The organism is Wolbachia endosymbiont (group B) of Episyrphus balteatus, from assembly GCF_947250575.1.
Lineage (GTDB): Bacteria > Pseudomonadota > Alphaproteobacteria > Rickettsiales > Anaplasmataceae > Wolbachia.
On record NZ_OX366325.1, the window covers coordinates 846091 to 869474 of the forward strand.

Below are 23384 nucleotides of genomic sequence, written 5' to 3' on the forward strand. Positions count from 1 at the left end.
ATTGATCATTACATTATTATGTATAGTATTAAAAAATATTCTATAGTATGAGGTAAAGCTATGGCAATGTCACATGAGCAATGGGAAATAATACTAGGTATAGTTGATCAGAAGGCAGATTTAAGCAAAGATAATGTAATTGAAAAAATAAAAGAGCTACTAAATAAAGCAAGGATACTGGAGAGAAAAGAAGTATTAAGAATGTTAGAAGGGGTATCGCATAAATTAGAAATATCAAACGAGATTCCAATAGTGCAAGAGACACCAGAGCCATTAAAAAAGAAAGTAAAAGTGCAACATATACCACAGACATTAGAGAAATCAAAAAAAATACTAAAAGAGCAAGGAGTATCAGATGCACAAAAGATATTAAAGAGAGTACTAAAAAAGTTAGGTGTACAAGAGACATCAGAAAAATCAAAAGCAGTGACGACAGAAGATGTACTGAATGTGCGAAAAACATCAGAGAAAATGCCAGTGATGTTAGATACACAAAAGATACTAGAGGCAATAGAGAAGCTAAAGAAAGCAAGTAAAGATGTGTATCACGAGTGGAAGAAAGCTAAATTTAATGTAAATTATTGGTTTACATTAAATTACGATATACATAGTGGGTATGATCAATACGCATTATTGTGTTTAGCTATGGATTTTAACTTGATGAATGTATTCAATGCTCTGTGTAAAGCAAAAGGAATCAGTATTAACGCAAAAGGGCCATTTTTTGAATGGAATGTTTTACATTGGGCTGCTGAAAATAGCAATGTAAAAATGGTATCAGAGCTAATAGAAAAAGGGGCAGATGTTAATCTGTTGGATTCATCTCAACGGACTACTTTATATCAGCCAGCTGTAAATGGCGATATAGAAATAATAAAAATCTTAGTAACGAAGAAGGTAAATCCTAATGTGGAAGATCTGATGAACTTGACTGCTTTATATGAAGCTGCCAGAAATGGCCATAAAGAAGTAGTAAGGTTCTTAATGAATAATGGAGCAGATGTTAAGAAGAATGGGGCGCTTAAACTTACTCCTTTACATATTGCTGTTGCAAATGTTGATAGAGCAATGGTGGGTTGTATAATAAAAAACGACAAGAATATCGACAAAAATATTGAGATAGTAGATGTATTTGGATGGACTCCTCTATATTGGGCTGTTACAAAGAACGATATTTCAATATTAGAAGACCTATTAAAGTGCATATCAGAACATGGAGCAGATGTTAATCTAGAGGATAATTTAATTGGACGATCTCCCTTACATATTGCTGCTACGAATGGTAATGTGGGAGCAGTAGAGCTCTTAATAAAATATGGAGCAAATGTTAACTATAAGGATGCATGGGGATGGACTCCTTTTAATTGTGCTGCTACAAAAGGCAATAGAAAAGTAATGTATTATCTAATAGCCCATGGAGCAAGTATTGAGACGAATGATCCACAGAAAATATTACTTTCTATTTGTCCATATAATTATCTAGAAGCAGTAACTACTATGATACAACTTGGAATATGGAAGGATATGATGAAATTGATGGGAGCTGAGTTTTTACGTTGTGCTGCCAGACATGGTGATACACTAATGGTACATGCTCTATTAGAAGCTGGAGTAAATGCTAATGCAGATGATGATTTAGGATCAACTGCTTTACATAAAGCTGCCAAGTATAACCATCCGGAAGTAGTAAGGATCTTAATTTTATATGGAGTAGATGTTAATGCACAGGATAGCTCTGGGCAATCTCCTTTAGCTTATGCTGTCGAACGTAGACACTGGATAGTAGTAATGACCTTACTATGTTATCGCGCAAATACTTCATTGCCTGATCACTGTGGTGAAACTGTAAGAGATTTAGCTGAACGTCAAGGTATAAGTAATCTTCTAGTGGAAGCAGAACAAAGAGCAATAGCTATACTTACACAGCTTGACTTAGAATCAAGTATACTCAGAAACAAAAAATTAATGACAGTGCAACACATAGAATCACATATGTTGAGAGAAATAGAATCACATAATCTATCTATCAGCTTTGAACGTATGATAAGAGATCAAGCTAATCAAATTGAACAATTACAGTATAACGCTAAACTTAATGGAAAAGGAGTAGCACTTATAACTGACCGCATTAAATGTGTGCAGTTAGGGACTAACACTAAAGCGTGTCCAGATGAAATGGATGGAGTAAAAGAACAAATATTACATAGTCCTTACAGGTGGTCATATCGCACTAAAAATGTTAATGTAGGAAGAGTAACATCTTTAGCTAACGGCATTGAGTGTATGAAGTCAGGGCCTAACACTGAAGCGTGTCCAGGCCCTAGTACTAAAGAGCCTAATACTCACCTCTCTATGATCGAGAAACTATCATTGTTACCACTTTACTCAGCTGTAGGAAAATATGAAGCTGTTATAAAGAGTTAAATAATCCTCTAAATTCCAGCACGCAGCACTCGATGCAAGTAGCTGAAACTGAGGAGTACATTAGGTATGTTAGATTTTAGTTTACACAATAAAATTTTTATAAGTAAGATGTCAGAAGGTATCAAAACCATATTAGTAGAAGACAATAACGTTAGGCTCGATAGGTACATTAGAAGAATTTTTCCCAATTTGAAACAATCTGCAATTGAGAAGTCTTTAAGGAAAGGATTAATCAAGGTTGATAATTGCACGGCAAAATCCAGCGATAGAGTGAATTCTGGGCAAACTATAACGATAAGATACTTAGATTATATTGAAAACACTAATTCTGATCGTAAATATAATGAAAAATTAGTAAATTTACTGAGAGACAACATACTATATGAAGACGAGTATATATTAGCTATAAACAAGTCAGCAGGAATAATCGTTCAAGGCGGTATAAAGGTAAAAATTAGCATTAGTGACTTGCTTGACCAAATAAGAGAAGGGGAAGTATTTAAAATTGTCCATAGACTTGATAGAGATACAAGCGGAGTAATAATATTCGCGCGCAATGCCAGTGTTGCAAGATACCTTATGAAAGAATTTAAAGGACGGAGGATAAAAAAAACTTACCTAGCATTAACTTCTGGTATACCGAGCAAAGATAATGGAATAATAGACTACCCGTTGGTGAAAAAATATATTTCAGGGCAAGAAAAAGTAGTTATTGATGAAGACTCACCTCAAAATGCCACTACGCATTTTTCAATTATATCAAGATTAAAACATAATGTTGCTTATTTAAAATTACAACCAATTACCGGCAGGACACATCAGTTGCGTGCACATTTAGCTCATATAAATTGCCCTATTCTTGGTGACGGTAAATATGGTGGTAAAAAAGCTTTTATCGATGGGGTAGTAAATCAGATCCACCTTCATTCGCATTCTTTATCTTTAAAATTACCAAGCAATAAAGAAATCACTATTACTGCACCTATCCCTAGGCACATCGAAAAATCTATTGAAGTGCTATCTTTCAACTGAAACGATTTCACCAATCAACTTTTCTATCTTTGGCTTTAATTTGAAGTACAGATATTAGGCTAATTAACGCACAGATAGTAAGATAAATGCCTGCTGCAAGTTTTGTTTCAGTTTTTTCTATAAGCCACATGCATATCGATGGAGAAAGGCCGCCAAAAATACCTGCAGATATGTTATGTGCGAGGCTAAAGCCAGTGCATCTAACTTTTGTTGGAAATAACTCGCAGGCGAGAGAATTATATATTCCAAAAGATGCGCCTATCGGCACACTTATTAATAGAAAAGTGAGCGTTACAATATAGTGGTTATCATTTGATAATAGCGAAAGTACCGGCAAACTGACACAAGCTAAAGCTAATAACGTAGGAATGATCACGTTTTTTCTTCCAACTTTATCAGACAGTATTGCAAACAGCACTGCAGACGTCCCAAATGTAATTTCAACCATAATCCTTACTACATTTTTAATATCAATATCTGAAAGAATAAGCTCTTTTACAGATATGTTGTAAAACATGATTACTGAATAAACAATTGCGTTTTGAGCAATGCCAAGTCCAATTGCTATCACAAATGCTCTTTTATAATTCTTGATTAATTCTAAAAAGGGAGAATTAGATAAGCTTTTATTTTGGTCATGAGTTTTATATGCTAGACTCTCTTCCATTATGTACCTTATTAAAAAGCCTATTACACCCATAACAGAGCAGAAATAGAAGAGCAACCTCCAGCCCCAAATTTCATAATTTTCACCTGTAAACTTTTTGCAAACAGCTATCATTACAAAGCATGTAATAGAACCAAGAGCACCACTAAAAGCTTTCATGCTACCTAAAAAGCCTAGATTTTTTTTATCGCTTGAATGCTCTATTAAAAAAGCTGAATTGATACTTGTTTCTCCACCTGCTGCCATTCCTTGTGTTATTCTACAAAGCAGAAGCAGCATAGGAGAAAATATTCCTATTTCTTTAAAGCTTGGTATAATCGCAATTGCAGTAGATGATATCGAAGCTAATATTACGGAAGTCAGCAAAATTTTCCTTCTGCCGTATTTATCTCCAATGTAACCAAAAATAAATGCACCAAGTGGTCTAAATCCAAATCCAATTGCAAAACTGCCAAGAAATTTGATTGTGCTTAAATAATCACTTTCTGAAGGAAAAAAAACGTTGCTTATTATATGCTTTAAAACTCCAAACAGAGTTACTTCATACCATATAATCATATTGCAGATTATGCTTGATAGTATTGCTTTTTGAATATTGTTCATAACTTCCAGTTTACCACACTCCGCTATAAAAATTTTTATTCAACAACCTTTAAAGACAACTCACGTAAATGCTTATCCTCTACTTTAGAAGGAGCACCCATTAGAACATCTTCACCTTGCTGATTCATAGGAAAACAGATTACTTCACGAATGTTCGGCTCATCAGCAAGCAGCATAACCATTCTATCAACCCCTGGTGCTATTCCACCATGAGGTGGCACTCCAAACCTAAATGCACGCACGAGCGCACCGAATTTTGTATCAACTTCCTCTTTACTGTAGCCTGCAATGGCAAAAGCTCTGTACATAATATCTAGTTTGTTATTACGAATTGCTCCACTTGACAGCTCTATTCCATTGCAAACAAGATCATATTGGTAAGCAAGGATATCCAGTGGATTCTTTTCTTCTAAATCTTTCAAGCCACCATGTGGCATAGAAAATGGATTATGAAAGAAATCAATTTTTTTACTTTTATCGTCATACGCAAAGTAAGGAAAATCAATCACCCAACAGAATTTGAAGATATTGTCATCTATAAGACCTAGTTCTGATCCCAAAAGAATACGCACTTTCCCTGCAATTATTGCTGCTTCATTTTCCTTATCAGAAGCAAAAAATACACTATCTCCAGGTTCTATATTTGTTATTTCTTTTATGGAATTTAACCTATTGTCATCAAGGAATTTAGCAATTGGTCCTTTTGCAATTCCATCTTTATCGAACGTTATATATCCAAGACCTTTAGCACCGAATTCTTTTTGTGCATGTTCTATTTTTTTATCAAAAAAGCTACGAGGTTCTTCTGCTGTTTTAGGAGCAGGAATGGCTCTCACTACCATACCTCGCTCAATATTGCTTTTGAAAATATTGAACTCTGAATTACGGAAAATTTCTGTTACATCGCTGATCAATAGTGGATTGCGCAGATCTGGTTTATCAGAACCGTATTTGAGCATTGCGTCTTTGTATGTAATACGTGGAAAATCTTTATCAACTGATTTGCGAGAAAATTTGGCAAACACTTTATATAAGGTAGATTCAATAACCTGAAATATATCTTCTTGAATTACAAAAGACATTTCAAGATCTAGCTGATAAAACTCCCCAGGAGAACGGTCAGCCCTTGCGTCCTCATCACGAAAACAAGGTGCAATTTGAAAATATTTATCAAACCCTGAAACCATGAGCAGCTGTTTAAAAATCTGCGGAGCTTGTGGTAATGCATAGAATTTACCAGGATTCAGTCTGCTTGGCACCAAATAATCACGTGCCCCTTCAGGAGAAGAGGCAGTAAGTATTGGAGTTTGAATTTCCAAAAATCCTTGCTCTATCATGAGCCTTCTCAGCTCTGCAATGATTTTTGAGCGTAGAATAATGTTGTTACGGGTTTTTTCACGTCTTAAGTCAAGAAACCGATATTTAAATCTCATATTTTCTGGGTATTCTTGCTCACCGGCAATACTTGCTAATATACTTCTTTCTTCTTTTGCTATTTCTTCATCACAGTGGAACTCAACTTCCGATTCAACTTGTAAATTACTAACTATAACTTCAATTTCTCCTGTGGAAATAGAGCTATTTACCGTATCTTCAGTTCTAGCTTTGACTATTCCTGTGACAGTAATCACACTTTCTGATTTTAAATTTGAAATTTCACCAAAAAAGTCTTTGTCATTATTGAATACCAGTTGAGTAATTCCATAAAAATCTCTTAAATCAACAAAGATTAGGTTACCATGGTCACGTTTACGGTACAGCCACCCAGAGAGAGTAACTTCCTTTTCTACATCATTCTTCCTTAATTCATTACACGCGTGAGTTTTATAGCAGTTCATTTAATTGAAATTTCTAGAATACAGAAAGATTATAAAATAAATTAACCTTTGGGCAAGCTAATATCTAAAAATCCTTTACAAACAATTCTGATTTGGATATAATTTTTTTGATTGTGTGTGTTGAGGTATACTTATGAATTCTGAAGAATTAGAGGAAATGTTGGCTAAAAAAAAGAGGGTGGATGCTATAATAAAAGATCTTGTTGATACTGTTACCAAAAATGATTCAGAAAAAGTAAAGTCAATTTTTGAGAAAAATAGTTCCATTATTCGAGATGTTGTTACTGACGTTAATTCCCAAAGCGGTACAAATTTATTAGGTGATGCTGTTGATGAAGAAATAGCTAAGTATTTAATAGAGCAAGGTGTAAGTTTCAGCGCTGCAGTCAAAAAGGCGATTATGAAAAGAAATTTAGGGTTAGTAAAATCAATCTGTCAGATAAATAAATCAATAACTAAACATGAGTTACAGCAAAATCCTGAGCCACTACAATCTGCAACTTATGATCACAAATTTAATGATAAAATTGCAAGGTATTTGATTAAACAAGGTGCAAATCCTAATGCAACTGATCATCTTGGTCGTTACTTACTTCATCTGCAAATTGCAAAAAGCAATTTCAAAGGAGCTAAGGCTTTAATAGAAAACGGCGCGGATGTTAACTTAATAAATCAAGAGGTAAAAAGCTATCAGAACTTAATTATTGGTGGTAGTGCGTTAAAGGGTGAAACTGCGTTGAATTTTGCAATTAGAATATATTACAAATATAAAGACATAGACGATCAAAAATCTGATGAAACCTTAAAATTTATAAGTTATTTAATAGAACAAAAAGCAAACTTAAATATTAAAGATTGTAATGAGATGGTCCCTTTAGATATTGCTATATTTCATAATTCTCCAAAAATAGTAGAATTATTGATAAAAGCTGGTGCTGATCTTAATGTTGGAAGGGAAAAAGCAGAAGGTGTTTTAAAGTATGCAATTACTGAAGGGCATATAGATATAGGGAAAGCTACAATTCGATATATTTTGGAACATGACTCACACTGGTTAACAACTTCAAATAAACCAGATCTTCTCAATGACCAACAAGAGTTATCAGTCTACTGGGACGAATATAAAGCTCAAGTTAAAGAACTTCATGATATAGTGGAAGATAGAATTGACTTGACTGGTGGCGGCTCTACCCGTCCTATAATGAGAACAGTGAGTGGCTTTTTAGATCATGAAAGTAGAAAAAATCTAGTAAAATCATCATTCATATCTAGTGCTGAGGCACCAGAAAATTTTTGTCCGAGAAAGCTGGCTGTTATAAGTGTAGCTGCAATAACTTGCGCTTTAGCATTATATTTTCTTGCTCCATTAATCATTGGGTCTTCTGCTGGAATTGGTACTCAACTAGCATTAGGAGCTGTAGGTGCAGTTGTAGGTGGTGGAATTGGAATCTTGACCAATGTGGCAATAGATCAATGCTACGTTAATTCAGCTACTCAGAAAGCTGACTAAAATTAAAGCGCCATAGATTGCTAAAACTCCATGATTGTGTAGTAATATAATATTACTTTCCTCAAGCCTTTAGCTCCTCAAACACTTCACTTGCTCTATTTAAAACAGAGTCAGGAAAACCAGCAAGTTTTGCTACATGTATTCCATATGACTCATCTGCAATGCCTTCAATTACTTCATGTAGAAAGATAACCTCTCCGTTCCATTCTTTTATTTTCATACAAAAACATTTCACATTTTCTAAGTATTCACCTACTTTAGTTAATTCATGATAATGAGTTGCAAAAATGGCGCGGCACTTATTTACATTGTGAATATGTTCAATCACCGCCTGTGCAATAGATAATCCATCATACACCCCTGTGCCCCTACCAATTTCATCAAGTATCACCAAGGAACGGTCCGTTGCCTGATTTACTATCGTTGCTGTTTCGATCATCTCTACCATGAAGGTAGAATAACCAGCTGTTATATTATCCGTTGCGCCAACCCTGCTGAATATCTTGTCAATCACTCCAATATGCGCACTCTCTGCTGGCACAAATGACCCCATATGAGCTAAAACTGCAATGAGAGCGTTTTGCCTCAAGAAAGTGCTTTTTCCAGCCATATTAGGACCAGTAATTAGATGTATACCAGCTAAATTGATGCTATTTGCAATGAATTTATCGTTAACTTCAACCACTGGATGTCTTCCGCTACAGATATTGAACTCTTTGCTGTCATCAATGATGGGTTTTACGTAATTATTTTGCACTGCAAGCTCTGCAAACGCGGTTCTAATATCAAGTTTTGCCAAAGCATTTGCAGCAAGAGCAATTTTTTCAGATTCTTTAGCGACTTCACTACACAGTTCACTAAAAATTTTCATTTCTAAGCCGATTGCAGCATCACGTGCCGTAAGAATTTTATTTTCTAGTTCTTTCAACTCATTAGTAGTGTAGCGCATGCTATTTGCTAAGCTTTGTCTATGAATAAATATATCCGAAGTTATTTTGTGATTTGCCGACACTTCAACGTAATAACCGAGTATGTTGTTATGTAATATTTTAAGTGCGGCAATACCAGTTAGGTCGCGATAAGATTCACGGAGTTTGGTTATTAGTTTATTACTATTATTTAATATGTAGGATAACTCAGATAATTCTGAGTTGTATTTTGAGTGAATAAATCCTCCTTCTTTCACGGAACTGAGGTTATTATCAAGTATAGCACTATTTAACAGTTCAAATAGGTCTTTATGATTGCCAAGGCTTTTATGTATTGTGCTTAGTTCACTTTCGTCACTACTTATCACCTGAGTAGTAGACACTGGTTCCTTTTCTCTGGTCAAGCACTGGAATGACATCTGAGAGTTAATTTCTGATTTTTCACTTAAACAATAATTATGCAAGGTAGACAGAAACTCAGACAACTCTAAAGTTTTTCCTAGGCCTATTTTTAATAGGTTCATATCCTTTGGTGAACCACGCCCTAGTATTAAGCGCGATAAAGACCTCTCAATATCTGGAATGTTAGATAATATCTCTCGTATTTTTCTGCGTGGCTCATGATTATTTACAAAAAATTGAGCGGTGCTGAGCCTCAAATTAATTGCCTTAGAGCAAGCAAGGGGTGAAGCGAGCATTTGTTTGAGCAGGCGTCCACCAGAGGCTGTTACTGTGTGATCAATAACTGAAATTAGTGAACCTTTCTTTTCACCAAATTGAGTTGAAAACAACTCAAGGTTTCTCCTTGCTGAAGCATCAATAAGCATGAAATTTTGTTGCTTATAGGTTTTTGGGAATTCAAGCCTTGGAACGGAGCCCCTTTGTGTTACTATGACATATTCAAGCAGTGCACCACACGCCATGATTTCTACTTTGCTGAAATTTCCTATACTCCCAAGTTCCCTGATTTTATAAAACTCGCATAACGTTCTGTGAGATTTACTATACTCAAAAAAGCTCTGTGCATGTTGCGTAATTGATATTTTATAATTTTTTAAAATCGATCTAATTTTTTCGTCCTCAGTGAATTTTTCAGAAATTAATAATTCTCTTGGTGATATACGCAATAAATCACTATCTAGAGCTTTCAAACTCGTTAAAATGTGAAAAAATTTTCCCGTCGATAATTCAAGCCAACTAATAGCATATTCGTCATTTTGTTCAACTATGGATGCGAGATAATTATTGCTTTTATCCTCCAGTAGTGAATCTTCTATAATTGTACCTGGAGTTACAACTCGCACTACATCACGTTTTACTATGGATTTATAGCCCCTCTTTTTTGCTTCATCAGCAGTTTCTAATTGGTCACAGATTGCTACTTTGAATCCTAAATCTATTAGCTTGTGCAGGTAAGACTCACTACTGTGTGCTGGCACTCCACACATTGGTATTTCTTGCCCATTTGAATTGCCCCTCTTGGTTAGCACTATATTCAGCAATTTCGCAGCTTTAATAGCATCATCGAAAAACAATTCATAAAAATCGCCCAGTCTATAAAACAATAGATGATCCGTGTATTGAGCTTTCAAATTTAAATATTGCTCCATTACAGGGGTATTTTTTTCTCTTATTAAGTTCATAACATTTTTAAATATGTTAGCAGCAAACCACTTACTCTGGTGTTGGTTATTTTATTATGGATCAATAATTTTTTTTAGCTATAGTACAAAAACAAATAGTTTGAGGTAGAATTATGGAATATGAACGGTTGTTAAAAATATTAAGGACAATAAGTGACTTAAATGAGAACAATATAATCGAAAGGATAAAAGAGGAATTGGAAAAAGAAGATCCAGACACGTATAAAAAGTGGCAAGATAATGGATTTAACATAAATTATACATTCGATGATCAAAGTACATTGTTACATATAGCTGCTAGAAATGATCTTGTAAAGATAGCAGAGCTTTTAATAAAAAAAGGGGGTAATGTTAATACAGCAGATCAAGATGGATGGAATCCTTTACACTTTGCTGCTGCAAGTGGTAGTATAGGAGTGGTAGAGATTCTCATAGCAAACGGGGCTAATGTTAATGCAGCAGATCAAGATGGGTGTACTCCTTTGCATTGTGCTGCTCACAATGGACATAAAGAGATAGTAGAACTCCTATTAGACACGGGGGCTAATGTTGATGCAGTAGGTAAAGTTAAGATAACTCCTTTACACGCTGCTGTTCGCTTTGGTTATACAGAGATAATAAAAGTTCTCATAGCAAACGGGGCTAATGTTAATACAGCAGATCAAAATGGGTGTACTCCTTTGCATTGTGCTGCTCACAATGAAAATAAAGAGATAGTAGAACTCCTATTAGACACGGGAGCTAATGTTGATGCAGTAAGTCAGGCTGAGAGTACTGCATTACATCATGCTGTTTCTGCTGAAAATTGCCAAGTGGAAATAGTAAAAGCTATCATAGAAAAGGAAGCTGCTGTTGACATAGCGGATAAATACGGGCGTACTCCGTTATGCTGGGCTATTAGAAATGGCTATTCAGAAATAGCAAGAATTCTACTTGAAAACAAAGCAGATCCTTTATTGGGACATAAAAGTTTTAACACATTAAAGCTCTTGATTGAATTAATAAAAAATGATTTTAAGCACTCTAAGAAAGCAGAAGAAACACAGCAACAAGAGGATGATGAATATGAATTGATTAAATACTCACTGGTACTTCGCAATGACTGTTCTTTAACTGATATTGCTGAAAGAGGTGCATTTGGTAAGTTGATATCTACGTGGCTTGTTGACATGTCCAACTTAACAGAGAGTCAGAAGGAGTTGAATAAAAAATTCTTAAGTACTTTTAAAGACTTTCCACATGTTACTTATAAGGATTATAAGAACGATGTTGAAAAAATTAAAAAATTTTTACTGGATCATAAAAGTAATCAAGATCTAAAAACCATCCTCAACCTTAAAAGAGGAGAATCTAAACTGACAATACTGCATATTCTATCAAGTATGGAATGTAGCAATGCGGGAGAATTCATAGATTTACTGTTGAATTCAGGTGCTGATCCTAATGAAAAGGACGACACAGGAAGAACACCTTTACATTATGCTACTCGTTCTGGTCATTGTGATACAATTATCAAATTGCTTCTAAGGAAAGGAGCTAATCTTGATATAAAGGATAAAAAAGGTAAAACCCCAATAGAATTTGCAGTTAATAATCCCAACCTTAATATTAAAGAGTACTTTTTAACTGATGATGTTATTTATGGAACTTTTCGTAAAAAAACACAAGTTGACTATAATGGAAAAAAGTATTTGTGCAAAAGTGTAAATCTATGGGGGGAGGATTTTCTACTAGATGAGCAAGATCCAGGTAAATATTTTTGTAAATTAGATGAAGTTCAAGACATAAATCAGCTAGAACAGGTTGTAAATGAAGCTATAAAATCTAGGGTAAGGTTCAATCTTACTCGTGAGGGAAATATATATGAAAATACTTATGAGAGTAGGTATAATTTTACAGATTATGTAATAAGAAGAATTAGTGAATTAAAGATTTTTCAAGGTGAAAGGGACATAGAAGTTGCTAGTCGCATAGTATGTAATTTGGTAAAAAGAGGTGCAGTATTTGAAACTCTAAGTAGTATAATTGTAATTGATAAACTAGAGAAGTTTAAAGACCACAAAGCTAATCTTAAAGAAGCACGTAAAAGCTATATACATTACTCTCTAAGGTTTTTGGAAGCTGCAAAAAACGCAACTACTGGTAAGGTAAAAGAGGCAAAAATGGACAACTTCACTTTCTACTTGAAATACTCAAAGAATAGTATAGTCGAGGTTGCAAAAATCATAAATGGAACAGATGAAAGCACAGAATTTCGAAGAGACGTGATAGCAATCGGTGAAAGCGAGACAGAAATTTTAACAGAAGGTGGGGTAAGAAATTATACTGACCTTATAGGTAATATAGTACTGACTTTTCATACTGATTTGGGAAAAGTAGATGCTAGATTGTATTCTGATGTCCAAGATGAAGGAAAAATTATAGTAGAAGTGAGTAACAAGGAGGAAATATTGGAAAAGTTTAAAAATTATAAAGAAGAGTTAGGTAAGAACTGCTTGCTTGGTGGTTCTTCTGTCTACGACGCTATTAAGCAGGGATATTTTAAAAGGCCTGAGGAAGTAGATTCCATATATCATGTAAGTTCTTCATTAGAAAATATATCTTTATTTCCTATTGTACAACAGAACATAGAGAAAATTCGCCAGAAAGGTTACTGAAGGAACTACTTTTTTGCTAGAAGGCAAAGCAGCAAGGAGCGAACCAAAAGCGATAAGAAAGGATCCAAGCCAGATTATAGACATTCCAGGTTTATAGTGCACTTTAGCTGCAATTTTGCTCTTACTCTTATCAATCTCTCCAATTACAACATAAATATCAGAAAATAAATTGTGGTAGATACTGCTTTCAACATTTTTCTGACCTTCCGCAAGGTAAAATCTATATTCAGGAGTTACTTCACCTAATATCTTATTATTCAGCAAATTCCTGATATCCATTGTACCCCTCACTGCATGGAAATTTTTTTCTTTTATTAGCTCAATATTTCGTAAAGTAACTTTAAATTTATTGACTGTTATGCTGTCTCCTATTCCCAAGTAGTTTTCTTTTTTCTCCTGCCAACCAACTGAATAAGATATACCAAGCACTAGAATTGCCACTCCAGCATGAGCAAGCATCATTGCATAGTAGGACTTAGAAACTCTTCTTGCTAATAAAATTGATTCACCAAATGCTACCTTAAATAAACAAATTCTTTTACTATATGCTTCTAAAACAAAGATTAATAATGCTATGGAGATGGTAATTGATAGCACAATCATTAGCTCCATGTGAAAGATAAACGGCAAAATAGCTGCAGCACTACAAAATGAAAATCTATATTCACGGAATATTGGCAATAGACTATTTCCCTGCCAACTGCAGTATTGCCCTATCATGGTGAGCACTAGAATAGCTAGTGCAATAGAGTTAAATAAAGAATTGTAATATGGTGCTCCAACTGAAATTAATTCACCGGTTAAATACTCAAGCACTATAGGGTATAAAGTGCCAACGAACACGATGAAAAAGGCAGTGATGAATAATAAATTGTTCATCAGCATCATCGTAAGGCGTGAAAAGAATCTTCTACCCTCTGTCACTTGAGTAGCAGATTTCTTTTCAGATTCCAATATCGAATACTGGAAAGATGTGTGATTCTTTCTCGTAAACACTACAAATATTACTAAGCTACTGACTGTAATTACACCAAGTAGAGCTAATATATACAGTCCATATCTTGGGTCATCTGCAAACGTGTGCACTGAGGTAAGTATTCCTGAGCGAACTAGAAATGTTCCAGTCACACTCAATATAAAAGTTGTAAGCGTAAGTAAAATAGCAAAATTCCTTAAAGTATTGAAATTTCGTACAACGAGCAACAAATGTGTCAGCGCCACTGCAATTAGCCACGGCATCAAAGAAACGTTTTCCACTGGATCCCAAAACCAAAATCCACCCCAACCGAGTTCACGATATGCCCACCAGCTACCCAAGCTGATGCCCAAAGTGAGCAGCGACCAAGAAATAAGTACCCAAGGCCTGACAATTTTAGCCCAAACATTTCCTTCAGTATTGAAAATTAATCCAGCTATAGAGAGCGAAAAAGGAACGCTAAATCCAAGGTACCCCAAATATAATACCGGTGGATGAATAGCAAGGCCTATATCCTGCAATATCGGATTAAAACCCAGTCCATCTGTTTCAATGCCTGGCATTTTAGTGAAGGGGCTGGATTCAAGTAAAGTGAACAGTAAAAAACAAAAGCAAATCAAGCCTTGGGTGATAAGAGATATTTTTTTTAATTTACTACCATTAGTTCGTTCTGGTGTCATTCCAGTGCTTGACACTGGAATCCATTTTTTATTACACTGCCATTTGATGTACTCATTTGCAATTAAATTCCAGTGTCTGGGCACTGGGATGACAGAAGGTATATAAATATCCATTAGTAATAAATACATGACAAGCACTAAGGTCCAAAGCAACATAGACCCTTCTTTATTTCCCCAAACACCACAAATCTTATAGATCAAAGGTTTTGTTGTGTGTGAGTGGTAATATACGTTTTCAAGTGAGAAATCATTTTTAATGTGGCAGTAGATCAAAATAGCCATTGATGCTGACACACAAAAAAATATGGCAGAGGAGACGAATCGGTAAGAACTAAACGGTAGAAACAAATACGTTAAAGATAACAAACAGGCTACCAATAACAATATATTCCCAAATTCAGGCATAAGATTCATATAATGATATTACTAATAATAAATTGGGAGTTAAAGTTTTAATATAGGAACAAAGTTAATCTTCAATTATATTAATAGTAAGTAAAAATTAATCATTAAGCTTTTATACTTTATATTATATAACATTAATATTGTGAGGTAATATTATGGGCACAACTAAGATTAGTGAATTTCTATTCAATATAAAAGGTAAAGTGGCAAAACAACATGCTGAACCAATAATTGAAAAAAATCTCTATACTATTTTAGGATTCAAAGATGTAGAAGATTTAGAACATAAGACAAGTAAGTCCGTTAACAAAAAAATTTGGCAGCTATTTATTGATTGCTTTACAAAGGAAATAGATTATGTAGCAACTAAGCAAGTTGTAAAAAACGTTGTTTGTAATATTGCCAAAAGTGCCCAAGGCAATGCTTTTACTGAAGCTGAAAGCTTAATCTTAAACGAAAAACAAGATAATAAAAAGAGAGAAAGAGCGATTAAAAAAGCTACTAGTATTTTAAAAAAAATCAATCCAGAAAAAGCCTTCAATGAACTTTCAGTAATAAAAAAACAAGCCGAAGATTTTTTACAAACCGATTTTTATAAAGCGCAGAGCAAACCACTGCCAGGATTTGCTACATCTGGTGCGCAGCTTTTTGCGGAAACTTTGAAATATATAGAAACACTAGAAAAATTATCAGAAGTTAAAAAGGAAGATTTAACTAAGAGTTTCCTATTAAATTATATTAGTTCACTGAACAAAAAGTATCCTAAATCACAAGGTAAAAGGGAAGATGCTATACGAATACTATCAAGCGATGAGTTGAAGAATTTTTATAATAAAGGTGTAGAGGAAGGAATACTACAACCGCTGGTATCATATAAAGAATGCAGAAATCTGTATGATAAAATGAGCCAAACAAAGAATGAATGTATAATCAAAAAAGAAGAGCATGAGAAAGCAAGTAAGTCAATAACCAGTATAATTAGTGACATAAAAAAATGTAGAGAAGCAGTCCTTAATTGCAAAAATTTTCAGAGCTCCTACATAAAGGAAAAAGCAGAACACCCATTTAGAGGCACCTCATGTCAAAAAATGATTGATATATATCAAGAGAGAATTGCTGGATATCAGGAAAAAATTCGTCAAAACCTAAACCAAATAAGAGCAATATTAAAAGATACGCCGCAAGATGTGGAAGAATTCGAAGAAATAATCAATTGCGCACATGAAGCAGAGCAGTATGATGAAATTTTTGATTCGGCTTTAATTTGTTTACCGAACATACAGAATAAGCTAGATATTCAACCAGAAAATCCCCTAACAGAACTCAGAGCTTCACAAATTAACGTTGAAATTGAGCTAACTAGGCTCTGTGAACAAAATATTAGAGTAAGCATGTGAGTGCTTCAACAAAATTCAAAAAACCAATAAAGACCTCATAAGTCTTATCAAAACAGGAGATTTCTAATAGTGGCAAATACCATGTATTTCTTTCAATTTGCCACTATTACGCCATCTAAATCACACATTGTCTTCCAGAAGGAAAATTTTTGTTCCACTGGCAACCACCTCATGTATAGCTTTATAGCTCTTCTCACAATAATCCGAACAGGTCATAATAACATACTGCTGGCCTCTTGGCTTATAATAGCTATAAAGACGTTTTTACCTCCGTTCGGACTATTATAAGAAGAGCTATACTTCCATAATAAGAAAAATGGCAAAAGCAATTTTAGATCTACTCTAATAAAAGCCTATTTTCCTTGAAACTAAAATAGCTACTAAATGTGATAATAATATGATCTATTAATTCTATTCCTATGCTTTTGCAAGCTTCTGCAAGCTGTCTGGTGAGAAACATATCGCTACTTGAAGGCTGTATATCTCCACTTGGGTGATTGTGGGATATTACAATCGATGTTGAGCCAATCAAAAGAGCGCGTTTTATGATCTCTCTAACATAAAGAGGAGTTTGATCTATTGTACCAAAGTTTTGTAGATCTTCTGCTATTAGACGATATCTTTTATTCATATAGATAACGCGAAAATTTTCTTTATTAAGGCTTCCTATACTTGCTTTTAAATAATCAAGCAATTTTTCCCAATTATTGATTATAGGTAGGTCCTTTACTTCTTCTCGTGCAGAACGAACAAAAGCCTGTTTAACACAAAAGATAGCAGATATAGCTGCATTACTAACTCCTTCGATATTCTGCAGTGCTTCTAAATCGGCATTAAAAACCTTATTTAAACTACCAAAATTTTCTATCAAACTCTTTGCTACTGGCTTTACATCAATTCTACTATATGCTGAATATAAAATGTGTTCTAAAATCTCATAATCAAGTAATGATTGTCCGTTATCTGAAATAATTCTCTCTCTTAGGCGCTTTCTATGACCTTTTTTGTAATCTTTCATTATTCATGAATTGCTTATCTCTTATAATAAGAAATTGAATTTTTAAGTAAAATATTTAATAAAATATATGAAGCATAATTGTAAATTTTTGAAGACAGCAAATGAAAGTAGCCCCTCTCTTGTCATCTCCTGCTCCCTCCTTCTATGTCATCCCAGTGCTTGACACTGGTTTCTTACCAACAAAAACCTAGCATAACTTTTGTGCTCAAAAAATTTCCAGCATCAAGTGCTGGCCTGAAGCTTTAGCTGTAAATGTTAAGAAATTTACCAAGCGAAAAAAAAGGCAAAAAAATCCCCGTGTAACGAGTTTTGACCCTATAATAATGTAAATTGGCGCTGTAATAATGTGCTAACGCTTAAAATAAGCGCGTTTTGGCTGAATGTAGAAAAAATAAAAAAGACATGCAGCCGCTATAATTTTTATGTAATTTGCCAATAAATATCTGAGTTTTTTACTGAATTTTTGTTGTTGAACCCGCGCGGATCGAAAACAAGGATAAATACTGTTATTGTCATAATAAGGGGGCTGGCGCAGTTTGTCAAGGAAGTTTTATGCGAGAGATCTATTGAAATGCTCGTGCAAAATCATACTATTAATTAGTACACTATAAATTTAAAATTATAAATATGTTAAGCAAATTAGTAACTTTGCTATTAATTTTTATATTTCCTTTTTACTCATACTCATATCAGTTTAGAACCAAAGCAAAGCAAGCAATTGTCTTAGATTTAGCTTCAGACTCGTTCATTTTTGAACACAATTCCAGGGAAAAAATGGCCCCATCTTCAATGAGCAAATTGATGACTTTATATGTAGCTTTTGATTATCTAAAAGCTGGAATAATAAAAATGGAAGATAAATTTCGAGTAAGTAGAAAAGCATGGGAAAGGAAAGGCTCTTCTATGTTTTTGAAAGAAGGTCAATTTGTTACGGTAAAAGAACTACTTGAAGGAGTTACAATTGCCTCAGGTAATGATGCATGCATAGCGCTAGCCGAGGGTATTGCAGGATCAGAGGAGAATTTTGTTGCTGAAATGAATGAAGTTGCACAAGATTTAAATCTTAATGATAGTCATTTTGTTAACTCAAGCGGGTGGCCAGATGAAAACCATTTTATGAGCGCAAAAGACTTGGTAACACTGGCAAAAAGGATTTTTACTGATTTTCCTGAATACTATGATCTATTCTCTGAACAATATTTGACATATAACGATATTGTACAAAAAAATAAAAATCTTTTACTTTTCCATGATATTGGAGTTGATGGTCTAAAGACAGGTCATACAAGTGCTGGTGGTTATGGCATTATAGCATCTGCAAAACGGAACGATAGAAGAATTTTTGCTGTCGTGAATGGTTTGGACACCGAGAAAGAGCGAATAGAGGAAGCAAAAAGACTAATACAATATTCCTTAAATCATTTTAATACCAAGAAAATATTTGCTAAGGATAGCGTAGTTGAAGAAATAAATATTGTTTATGGAAAAGATAAAAAAGTGCCCGTTACAGTTGCAAACGATGTTACCATAACTTATAACCGCAGATTACATGATAAAATTAAAGTGCGTATTGAGTATAAAGATATGGTACCCGCACCAATTAAAAAAGGTCAAGAAGTGGGCAAAATTTTTGTAGAAATACCTGGTACTGAGCAACAAACTATACCTGTTTATGCAGCAAATGATGTGCAGAAATTGAGCTATATAAAAAAAATTTTTAGAAAGTTGTTTTAATCAGCAAATGTAAGTTAAGGAGACCTGAAATACTAATCTACTTTCAACCTCTCAGCATGTAAACTGCGTGGTAAAGATTCCAACTCTTTTGCAGCAGTGAGTTCTTTATTTTTTGCATGTATACCAAGCTTATTGAATTCTCGGGCAGCAGGAAACACTCTTGCCTCAAGCGAACCAGCAGTTTTATTGTAATGATCAACAGCACTTTTTAAGCTTCTGCGTAAATTATCAAAATTTTCGCCCATTGTGCAGATTCGCTCATATAAAATATGGCCTAGTTCACTTATTTTCTTTGCATTTTCAGCTATCATCTCTTGCTTCCATCCATAGGCTACTGCCCTAAGTAGCGCGATTAAAGTGATTGGTGTTGCAATAATTACTTTTTTTTCTATTCCAATTTCTATCAAAGCTGGTTCACATTCTAGTGCTGCGCTGAAAACCCCTTCTCCTGTTAAAAAAAGCACCACAAACTCTGGCGTATTTTCAAATTGGTTCCAATATTCCTTTCTGCCTAGATCGTTTATATGTTTTTTTATCGCCAGAGAATGATTCTTCAACTTTTCCCTTTGTATCTGCAAATCATTTTGTGACATAGCATCCATATAAGAATCAAGTGGCACTTTAGCATCTATTATTATTTGCTTTCCTGATGGCATTTTTATTATTAAATCAGGACGTAACAAATTATCCTCATTTTTATCAACCACTGAAGCTTGAGTAAAAAAATCGCAATATTCAACCATTCCCGCCATTTCTACCACTCTTTTGAGCTGCATTTCACCCCACTTACCCCTAATGTGAGGTTTCCTCAGGGCGTTAGCAAGGTTAGAGGTTTGACTCATTAATGCTCCAATTTGCTCCCTTAAACCTTCATAGGCCCCTACCCTCTCTTTCTCTAGCTCACGTATTTCACTGTCGAATTTTTCTAATTTTTCTTTTATTGGAGTGATAACTTCGTTGATCGTTGCTTGCCTTTTTTTGAAGTCACTTTCTGTTTCTTTTAGCTTATTATCGATCACTTCTTTTGCTAAGTTCAGAAAATTATTATTGTTTACCTGAAGAGCATCAAGAGAAAGTGCTTTAAAAGTGTTCGTAAGCCTCTCCTCTGCTTTTGTTAGTAATTCTATTTCCTTTTTCTTTTCTTCACGCTCTTTTTGAAGAATTACTTCAAGTTCTGCGTTCCTCACTTTCAAATCAACTATTTCCTTATTTTTATCTACTAAAGACTGTTTTGCCTCTTGAAGTTCATGTTCTACTTTAAGTAAATTCTTCTCAAGATTCTCACTAAATTTTCTGTTCTTTCTTACAACAATATAGAGAAATAGTAGTAAAAAAAGGAAATTCAATACAAAAGCTATAGAATTGAAAAGCATCAGAACACAGAAAAAACCGCACTCACAATACTATCTAATTTTTTTATATATAAAAAAGAAAAAAAGAGCACCTGAAGAGATGCGCTTACTGAAGGGCTTGGTTTGCTAATTAATAACCGTTTTCTTCTACACTTGGATTAGTAACAGAATGTCTTTTTATTGAAAATCTTATGTAATAGTTATTTTTATAATATCAAATAGCACATATATTAACAACTCAATTTTACTCTCATTATTACAATACTTACATACCAGTTACTTCACTAAAAACTTAGCTTCAATCCGGCCAAAAGCACATATCCGGAGTTATTATCTTCCACTGCAAGCTCCTTAGTACTAAATCTTACAATATCAAAGTAATATGAAGTACCAACAGCTAATGGATATTCAAGACTGAAAGCCTGTGATGTTAATTCGTTTGTACCTTTGTCTGCAATATCCCTAACACTATTAAAATATGTTAAGCTCACTTTACGAGAATCAGAATGATAAGCAATACCTGCATTTACATAATGCATATTATTTGTTTCATGACTACGCTTCTCACCAGATTTACCACCATTCCCGTACGACAAAATGCAATCAAGTTCAAAAAGCTTTAGTTTCACACCAAAATTCCAGTGTAGTAATTGATTATGACACTGAAGATCGCTAGAATTTTTGTTTGTACAATCAGTTAAATTTTCCCTTGCAAATTCACCAGTCAAAGCAGTAGTAAAATTTATTTCATCTGATAGGGCATTTTTATAGGAAAGACCAGCGGCTATTAAATTATTATATTGTAAATTATTTTTACCTGGAACATAACTGAATCCAAGTTGAAAGTTATGAATTTCAGGAGAAATATAGTTTATCATTGGTTGTTTTAACTTCAGCTCTAGTCCATTATAGTCGCTGTAAACATTGGGTTTTACCCAAAATACCTTGTCCTTATCATACCCAGGGTCATCATCTTTTTTTCCATTACCGCGCAGATTTGCATAGTTTGTCCAATGACCATTTATTCCCCCAGCAGCTGTATAAATTTTTGAAGTGTTAATTAACATACTCTGACTAACTAAACTTCCTTTACCATATTCAAATGATCCAAACTCCTGATTCTTTATGATAAAATACCACTTCTCCATTTCTAACTTTTCTATGTCTAGTGCCTTTAAGTTTGCAATACCAGAAACTCCTGCCTTAACATCAAAACCCATTTTAGTATTTGGATAAACTTGCTGTAAATAAAGCAAGCGCAGGTCTGAATAGCTTGAGGTATTGTCTTTTGTAGAGCTAAAAGAATCTCTGTTGAAAGCGTAGCCAAATCTTAAATCTATTTTTCCATCTAGTTCTGCATAAAATATCTCCTTATCTAGAATTACCCTAGCATTGACACTCCCTACCACGAATAATAATGAAAATAGTTTGATCAGTAACCTCATAGTTAAGCTTAAATTTTTAATATAAGCTTAATAGAAATAAAAAACAATTCTTATATTGTGTAGAACTTAGATACTACAAACCAATTAATGACAAAAGCGTTTAAGCATTCTTCACACTATGTTTTTGAATTATATTTCCATAAATAATTGATATACTTGGTAACTTTCGCTTTAGTAACTGCTTATTAATGGTAGAATATATACGACTAATTATTTTAGATGTGTTCTTTGCATCACAGTTAATCAAAATAAAAAGCACCTTATTCTCATCAATAAATCCTAGAAAATCATCACTACGGCAATTTTTATAAAAATGCTCTGTGATCATACTCAATGCATCGTTTATCTCATTAAATTTATTATTGAAGCCTATTATTCCTATAACTGCATTAATTTGATATTCAAAGGCAAAATTCAATATGACATATAACTCCAAAATCGTTGAATCATTGTCTGGTATATCAAACAAGTTGTGTTTTTTATATTTCTTACCCATCAGATATTTATCCCTAAACATTGCTAGCTTATGAAACAGGCTAATGTCACGTATCAATAGCTCATAATTAATCTTGCTATTAGTAAATTGAGTTGTGCGAAAAACTTTTACCTTTGTTTTTATATCTTCTCCTTTAGCGTCGATTAAAGAAAAGCCTATCACTTTTGGCAATATATCGGGCAAATCGCGCCCATCTTCAGTATACTCCAAATAGCTTTTCATATCTTCAGCTGCTCTTTTACTTAAAATATTGATTAACGGCTTATTAAGTAAATTCTCTCCCTCACATTTTAATAAATTCCTTGCAGCTTGATTGAGTCCCAAGATTAATACGTTCTTTTTCTCATTATCCTGACAAACAGATATCACAGCATCATCTTTCCTTCTTTCAGTTATAAAATCTTCCATATCTTCTCACATATAACGTATTTATAAGTATAATAAGATTGTATTAAAATTCATTTACCCATTAATATACTTGATAAAGTATAGAAAAATCGTCATGTTGCTGCATGTTCTAAGTAATGATAAAGGAATCAAAATTACAAATATAATTTTGCTTATTCTCTTTATACCTT

General features: G+C 33.9%; 14 protein-coding genes. 6 read left to right on the forward strand and 8 right to left on the reverse strand.

Going from position 1 to position 23384, the window contains the following annotated elements:
• The first annotated feature begins 60 nt into the window (after positions 1-60).
• Positions 61-2424 (forward strand): ankyrin repeat domain-containing protein, encoded by a 2364-nt coding sequence (locus OOL05_RS04005; protein ID WP_264729894.1) that lies wholly within the window; start codon positions 61-63, stop codon positions 2422-2424.
• Positions 2425-2532: 108 nt separating this feature from the next.
• Positions 2533-3456, forward strand: coding sequence for an RluA family pseudouridine synthase (locus tag OOL05_RS04010; RefSeq protein WP_264730813.1), 924 nt, complete (start codon positions 2533-2535; stop codon positions 3454-3456).
• A 7-nt stretch (positions 3457-3463) separates the two neighbouring features.
• Here the strand turns inward: OOL05_RS04010 and OOL05_RS04015 are convergent, their stop codons facing one another.
• Complete coding sequence (locus tag OOL05_RS04015; protein WP_064085500.1) at positions 3464-4726, reverse strand: MFS transporter; 1263 nt, start codon at positions 4724-4726, stop codon at positions 3464-3466.
• A gap of 35 nt (positions 4727-4761) precedes the next feature.
• Complete coding sequence (gene aspS, locus OOL05_RS04020; protein WP_264729897.1) at positions 4762-6564, reverse strand: aspartate--tRNA ligase; 1803 nt, start codon at positions 6562-6564, stop codon at positions 4762-4764.
• 133 nt (positions 6565-6697) lie between these two features.
• Between aspS and OOL05_RS04025 the strand changes: the two genes are divergently transcribed.
• Entirely contained in the window at positions 6698-8074 is a 1377-nt protein-coding gene (locus OOL05_RS04025; RefSeq protein ID WP_264375894.1) for an ankyrin repeat domain-containing protein, read from the forward strand.
• Between the two features lie 61 nt (positions 8075-8135).
• Here OOL05_RS04025 and mutS read toward each other — a convergent pair whose 3' ends face one another.
• Positions 8136-10646, reverse strand: coding sequence for a DNA mismatch repair protein MutS (gene mutS, locus OOL05_RS04030; protein WP_264729899.1), 2511 nt, complete (start codon positions 10644-10646; stop codon positions 8136-8138).
• A 113-nt stretch (positions 10647-10759) separates the two neighbouring features.
• Between mutS and OOL05_RS04035 the strand changes: the two genes are divergently transcribed.
• Positions 10760-13303 carry an ankyrin repeat domain-containing protein gene (locus OOL05_RS04035; protein ID WP_264729901.1) on the forward strand — a complete coding sequence of 848 codons (2544 nt, stop codon included), beginning with the start codon at positions 10760-10762 and terminating at the stop codon, positions 13301-13303.
• Here the strand turns inward: OOL05_RS04035 and OOL05_RS04040 are convergent.
• Positions 13250-15364, reverse strand: coding sequence for a heme lyase CcmF/NrfE family subunit (locus OOL05_RS04040; protein WP_458694720.1), 2115 nt, complete (start codon positions 15362-15364; stop codon positions 13250-13252). The two genes, OOL05_RS04035 and OOL05_RS04040, sit on opposite strands and share 54 nt — an antisense overlap.
• 155 nt (positions 15365-15519) lie before the next feature.
• Between OOL05_RS04040 and OOL05_RS04045 the strand changes: the two genes are divergently transcribed.
• The gene (locus OOL05_RS04045) at positions 15520-16761 is read left to right on the forward strand and encodes a hypothetical protein (RefSeq protein WP_264375898.1); all 1242 of its coding nucleotides are present in this window, start codon (positions 15520-15522) and stop codon (positions 16759-16761) included.
• Between the two features lie 337 nt (positions 16762-17098).
• On the opposite strand, the gene radC is transcribed toward OOL05_RS04045, so the two are convergent.
• Positions 17099-17779, reverse strand: a complete 681-nt coding sequence (radC, locus tag OOL05_RS04050; protein WP_264375899.1) for a RadC family protein — start codon at positions 17777-17779, stop codon at positions 17099-17101.
• A gap of 627 nt (positions 17780-18406) precedes the next feature.
• Here radC and OOL05_RS04055 point away from each other — a divergent pair.
• Complete coding sequence (locus OOL05_RS04055; RefSeq protein ID WP_010405178.1) at positions 18407-19513, forward strand: D-alanyl-D-alanine carboxypeptidase family protein; 1107 nt, start codon at positions 18407-18409, stop codon at positions 19511-19513.
• Positions 19514-19545: 32 nt separating this feature from the next.
• Here OOL05_RS04055 and OOL05_RS04060 read toward each other — a convergent pair whose 3' ends face one another.
• From OOL05_RS04060 to OOL05_RS04070, 3 genes are all read right to left on the reverse strand, one after another.
• Complete coding sequence (locus tag OOL05_RS04060) at positions 19546-20886, reverse strand: DNA recombination protein RmuC (protein ID WP_064085792.1); 1341 nt, start codon at positions 20884-20886, stop codon at positions 19546-19548.
• Between the two features lie 263 nt (positions 20887-21149).
• Entirely contained in the window at positions 21150-22310 is a 1161-nt protein-coding gene (locus tag OOL05_RS04065; protein ID WP_264729906.1) for a porin, read from the reverse strand.
• Between the two features lie 100 nt (positions 22311-22410).
• Positions 22411-23214, reverse strand: a complete 804-nt coding sequence (locus OOL05_RS04070; RefSeq protein WP_264375901.1) for a hypothetical protein — start codon at positions 23212-23214, stop codon at positions 22411-22413.
• Positions 23215-23384 lie beyond the last annotated feature (170 nt).

Excerpts from the sequence above, each read along its gene's own strand:
- OOL05_RS04005 (WP_264729894.1), top strand. The coding sequence starts at position 61 with ATGGCAATGTCACATGAGCAATGGGAAATAATACTAGGTATAGTTGAT.
- OOL05_RS04010 (WP_264730813.1), top strand. The coding sequence starts at position 2,533 with ATGTCAGAAGGTATCAAAACCATATTAGTAGAAGACAATAACGTTAGG.
- OOL05_RS04015 (WP_064085500.1), bottom strand. The coding sequence starts at position 4,726 with ATGAACAATATTCAAAAAGCAATACTATCAAGCATAATCTGCAATATG.
- aspS (WP_264729897.1), bottom strand. The coding sequence starts at position 6,564 with ATGAACTGCTATAAAACTCACGCGTGTAATGAATTAAGGAAGAATGAT.
- OOL05_RS04025 (WP_264375894.1), top strand. The coding sequence starts at position 6,698 with ATGAATTCTGAAGAATTAGAGGAAATGTTGGCTAAAAAAAAGAGGGTG.
- mutS (WP_264729899.1), bottom strand. The coding sequence starts at position 10,646 with ATGAACTTAATAAGAGAAAAAAATACCCCTGTAATGGAGCAATATTTA.
- OOL05_RS04035 (WP_264729901.1), top strand. The coding sequence starts at position 10,760 with ATGGAATATGAACGGTTGTTAAAAATATTAAGGACAATAAGTGACTTA.
- OOL05_RS04040 (WP_458694720.1), bottom strand. The coding sequence starts at position 15,364 with ATGCCTGAATTTGGGAATATATTGTTATTGGTAGCCTGTTTGTTATCT.
- OOL05_RS04045 (WP_264375898.1), top strand. The coding sequence starts at position 15,520 with ATGGGCACAACTAAGATTAGTGAATTTCTATTCAATATAAAAGGTAAA.
- radC (WP_264375899.1), bottom strand. The coding sequence starts at position 17,779 with ATGAAAGATTACAAAAAAGGTCATAGAAAGCGCCTAAGAGAGAGAATT.
- OOL05_RS04055 (WP_010405178.1), top strand. The coding sequence starts at position 18,407 with ATGTTAAGCAAATTAGTAACTTTGCTATTAATTTTTATATTTCCTTTT.
- OOL05_RS04060 (WP_064085792.1), bottom strand. The coding sequence starts at position 20,886 with ATGCTTTTCAATTCTATAGCTTTTGTATTGAATTTCCTTTTTTTACTA.
- OOL05_RS04065 (WP_264729906.1), bottom strand. The coding sequence starts at position 22,310 with ATGAGGTTACTGATCAAACTATTTTCATTATTATTCGTGGTAGGGAGT.
- OOL05_RS04070 (WP_264375901.1), bottom strand. The coding sequence starts at position 23,214 with ATGGAAGATTTTATAACTGAAAGAAGGAAAGATGATGCTGTGATATCT.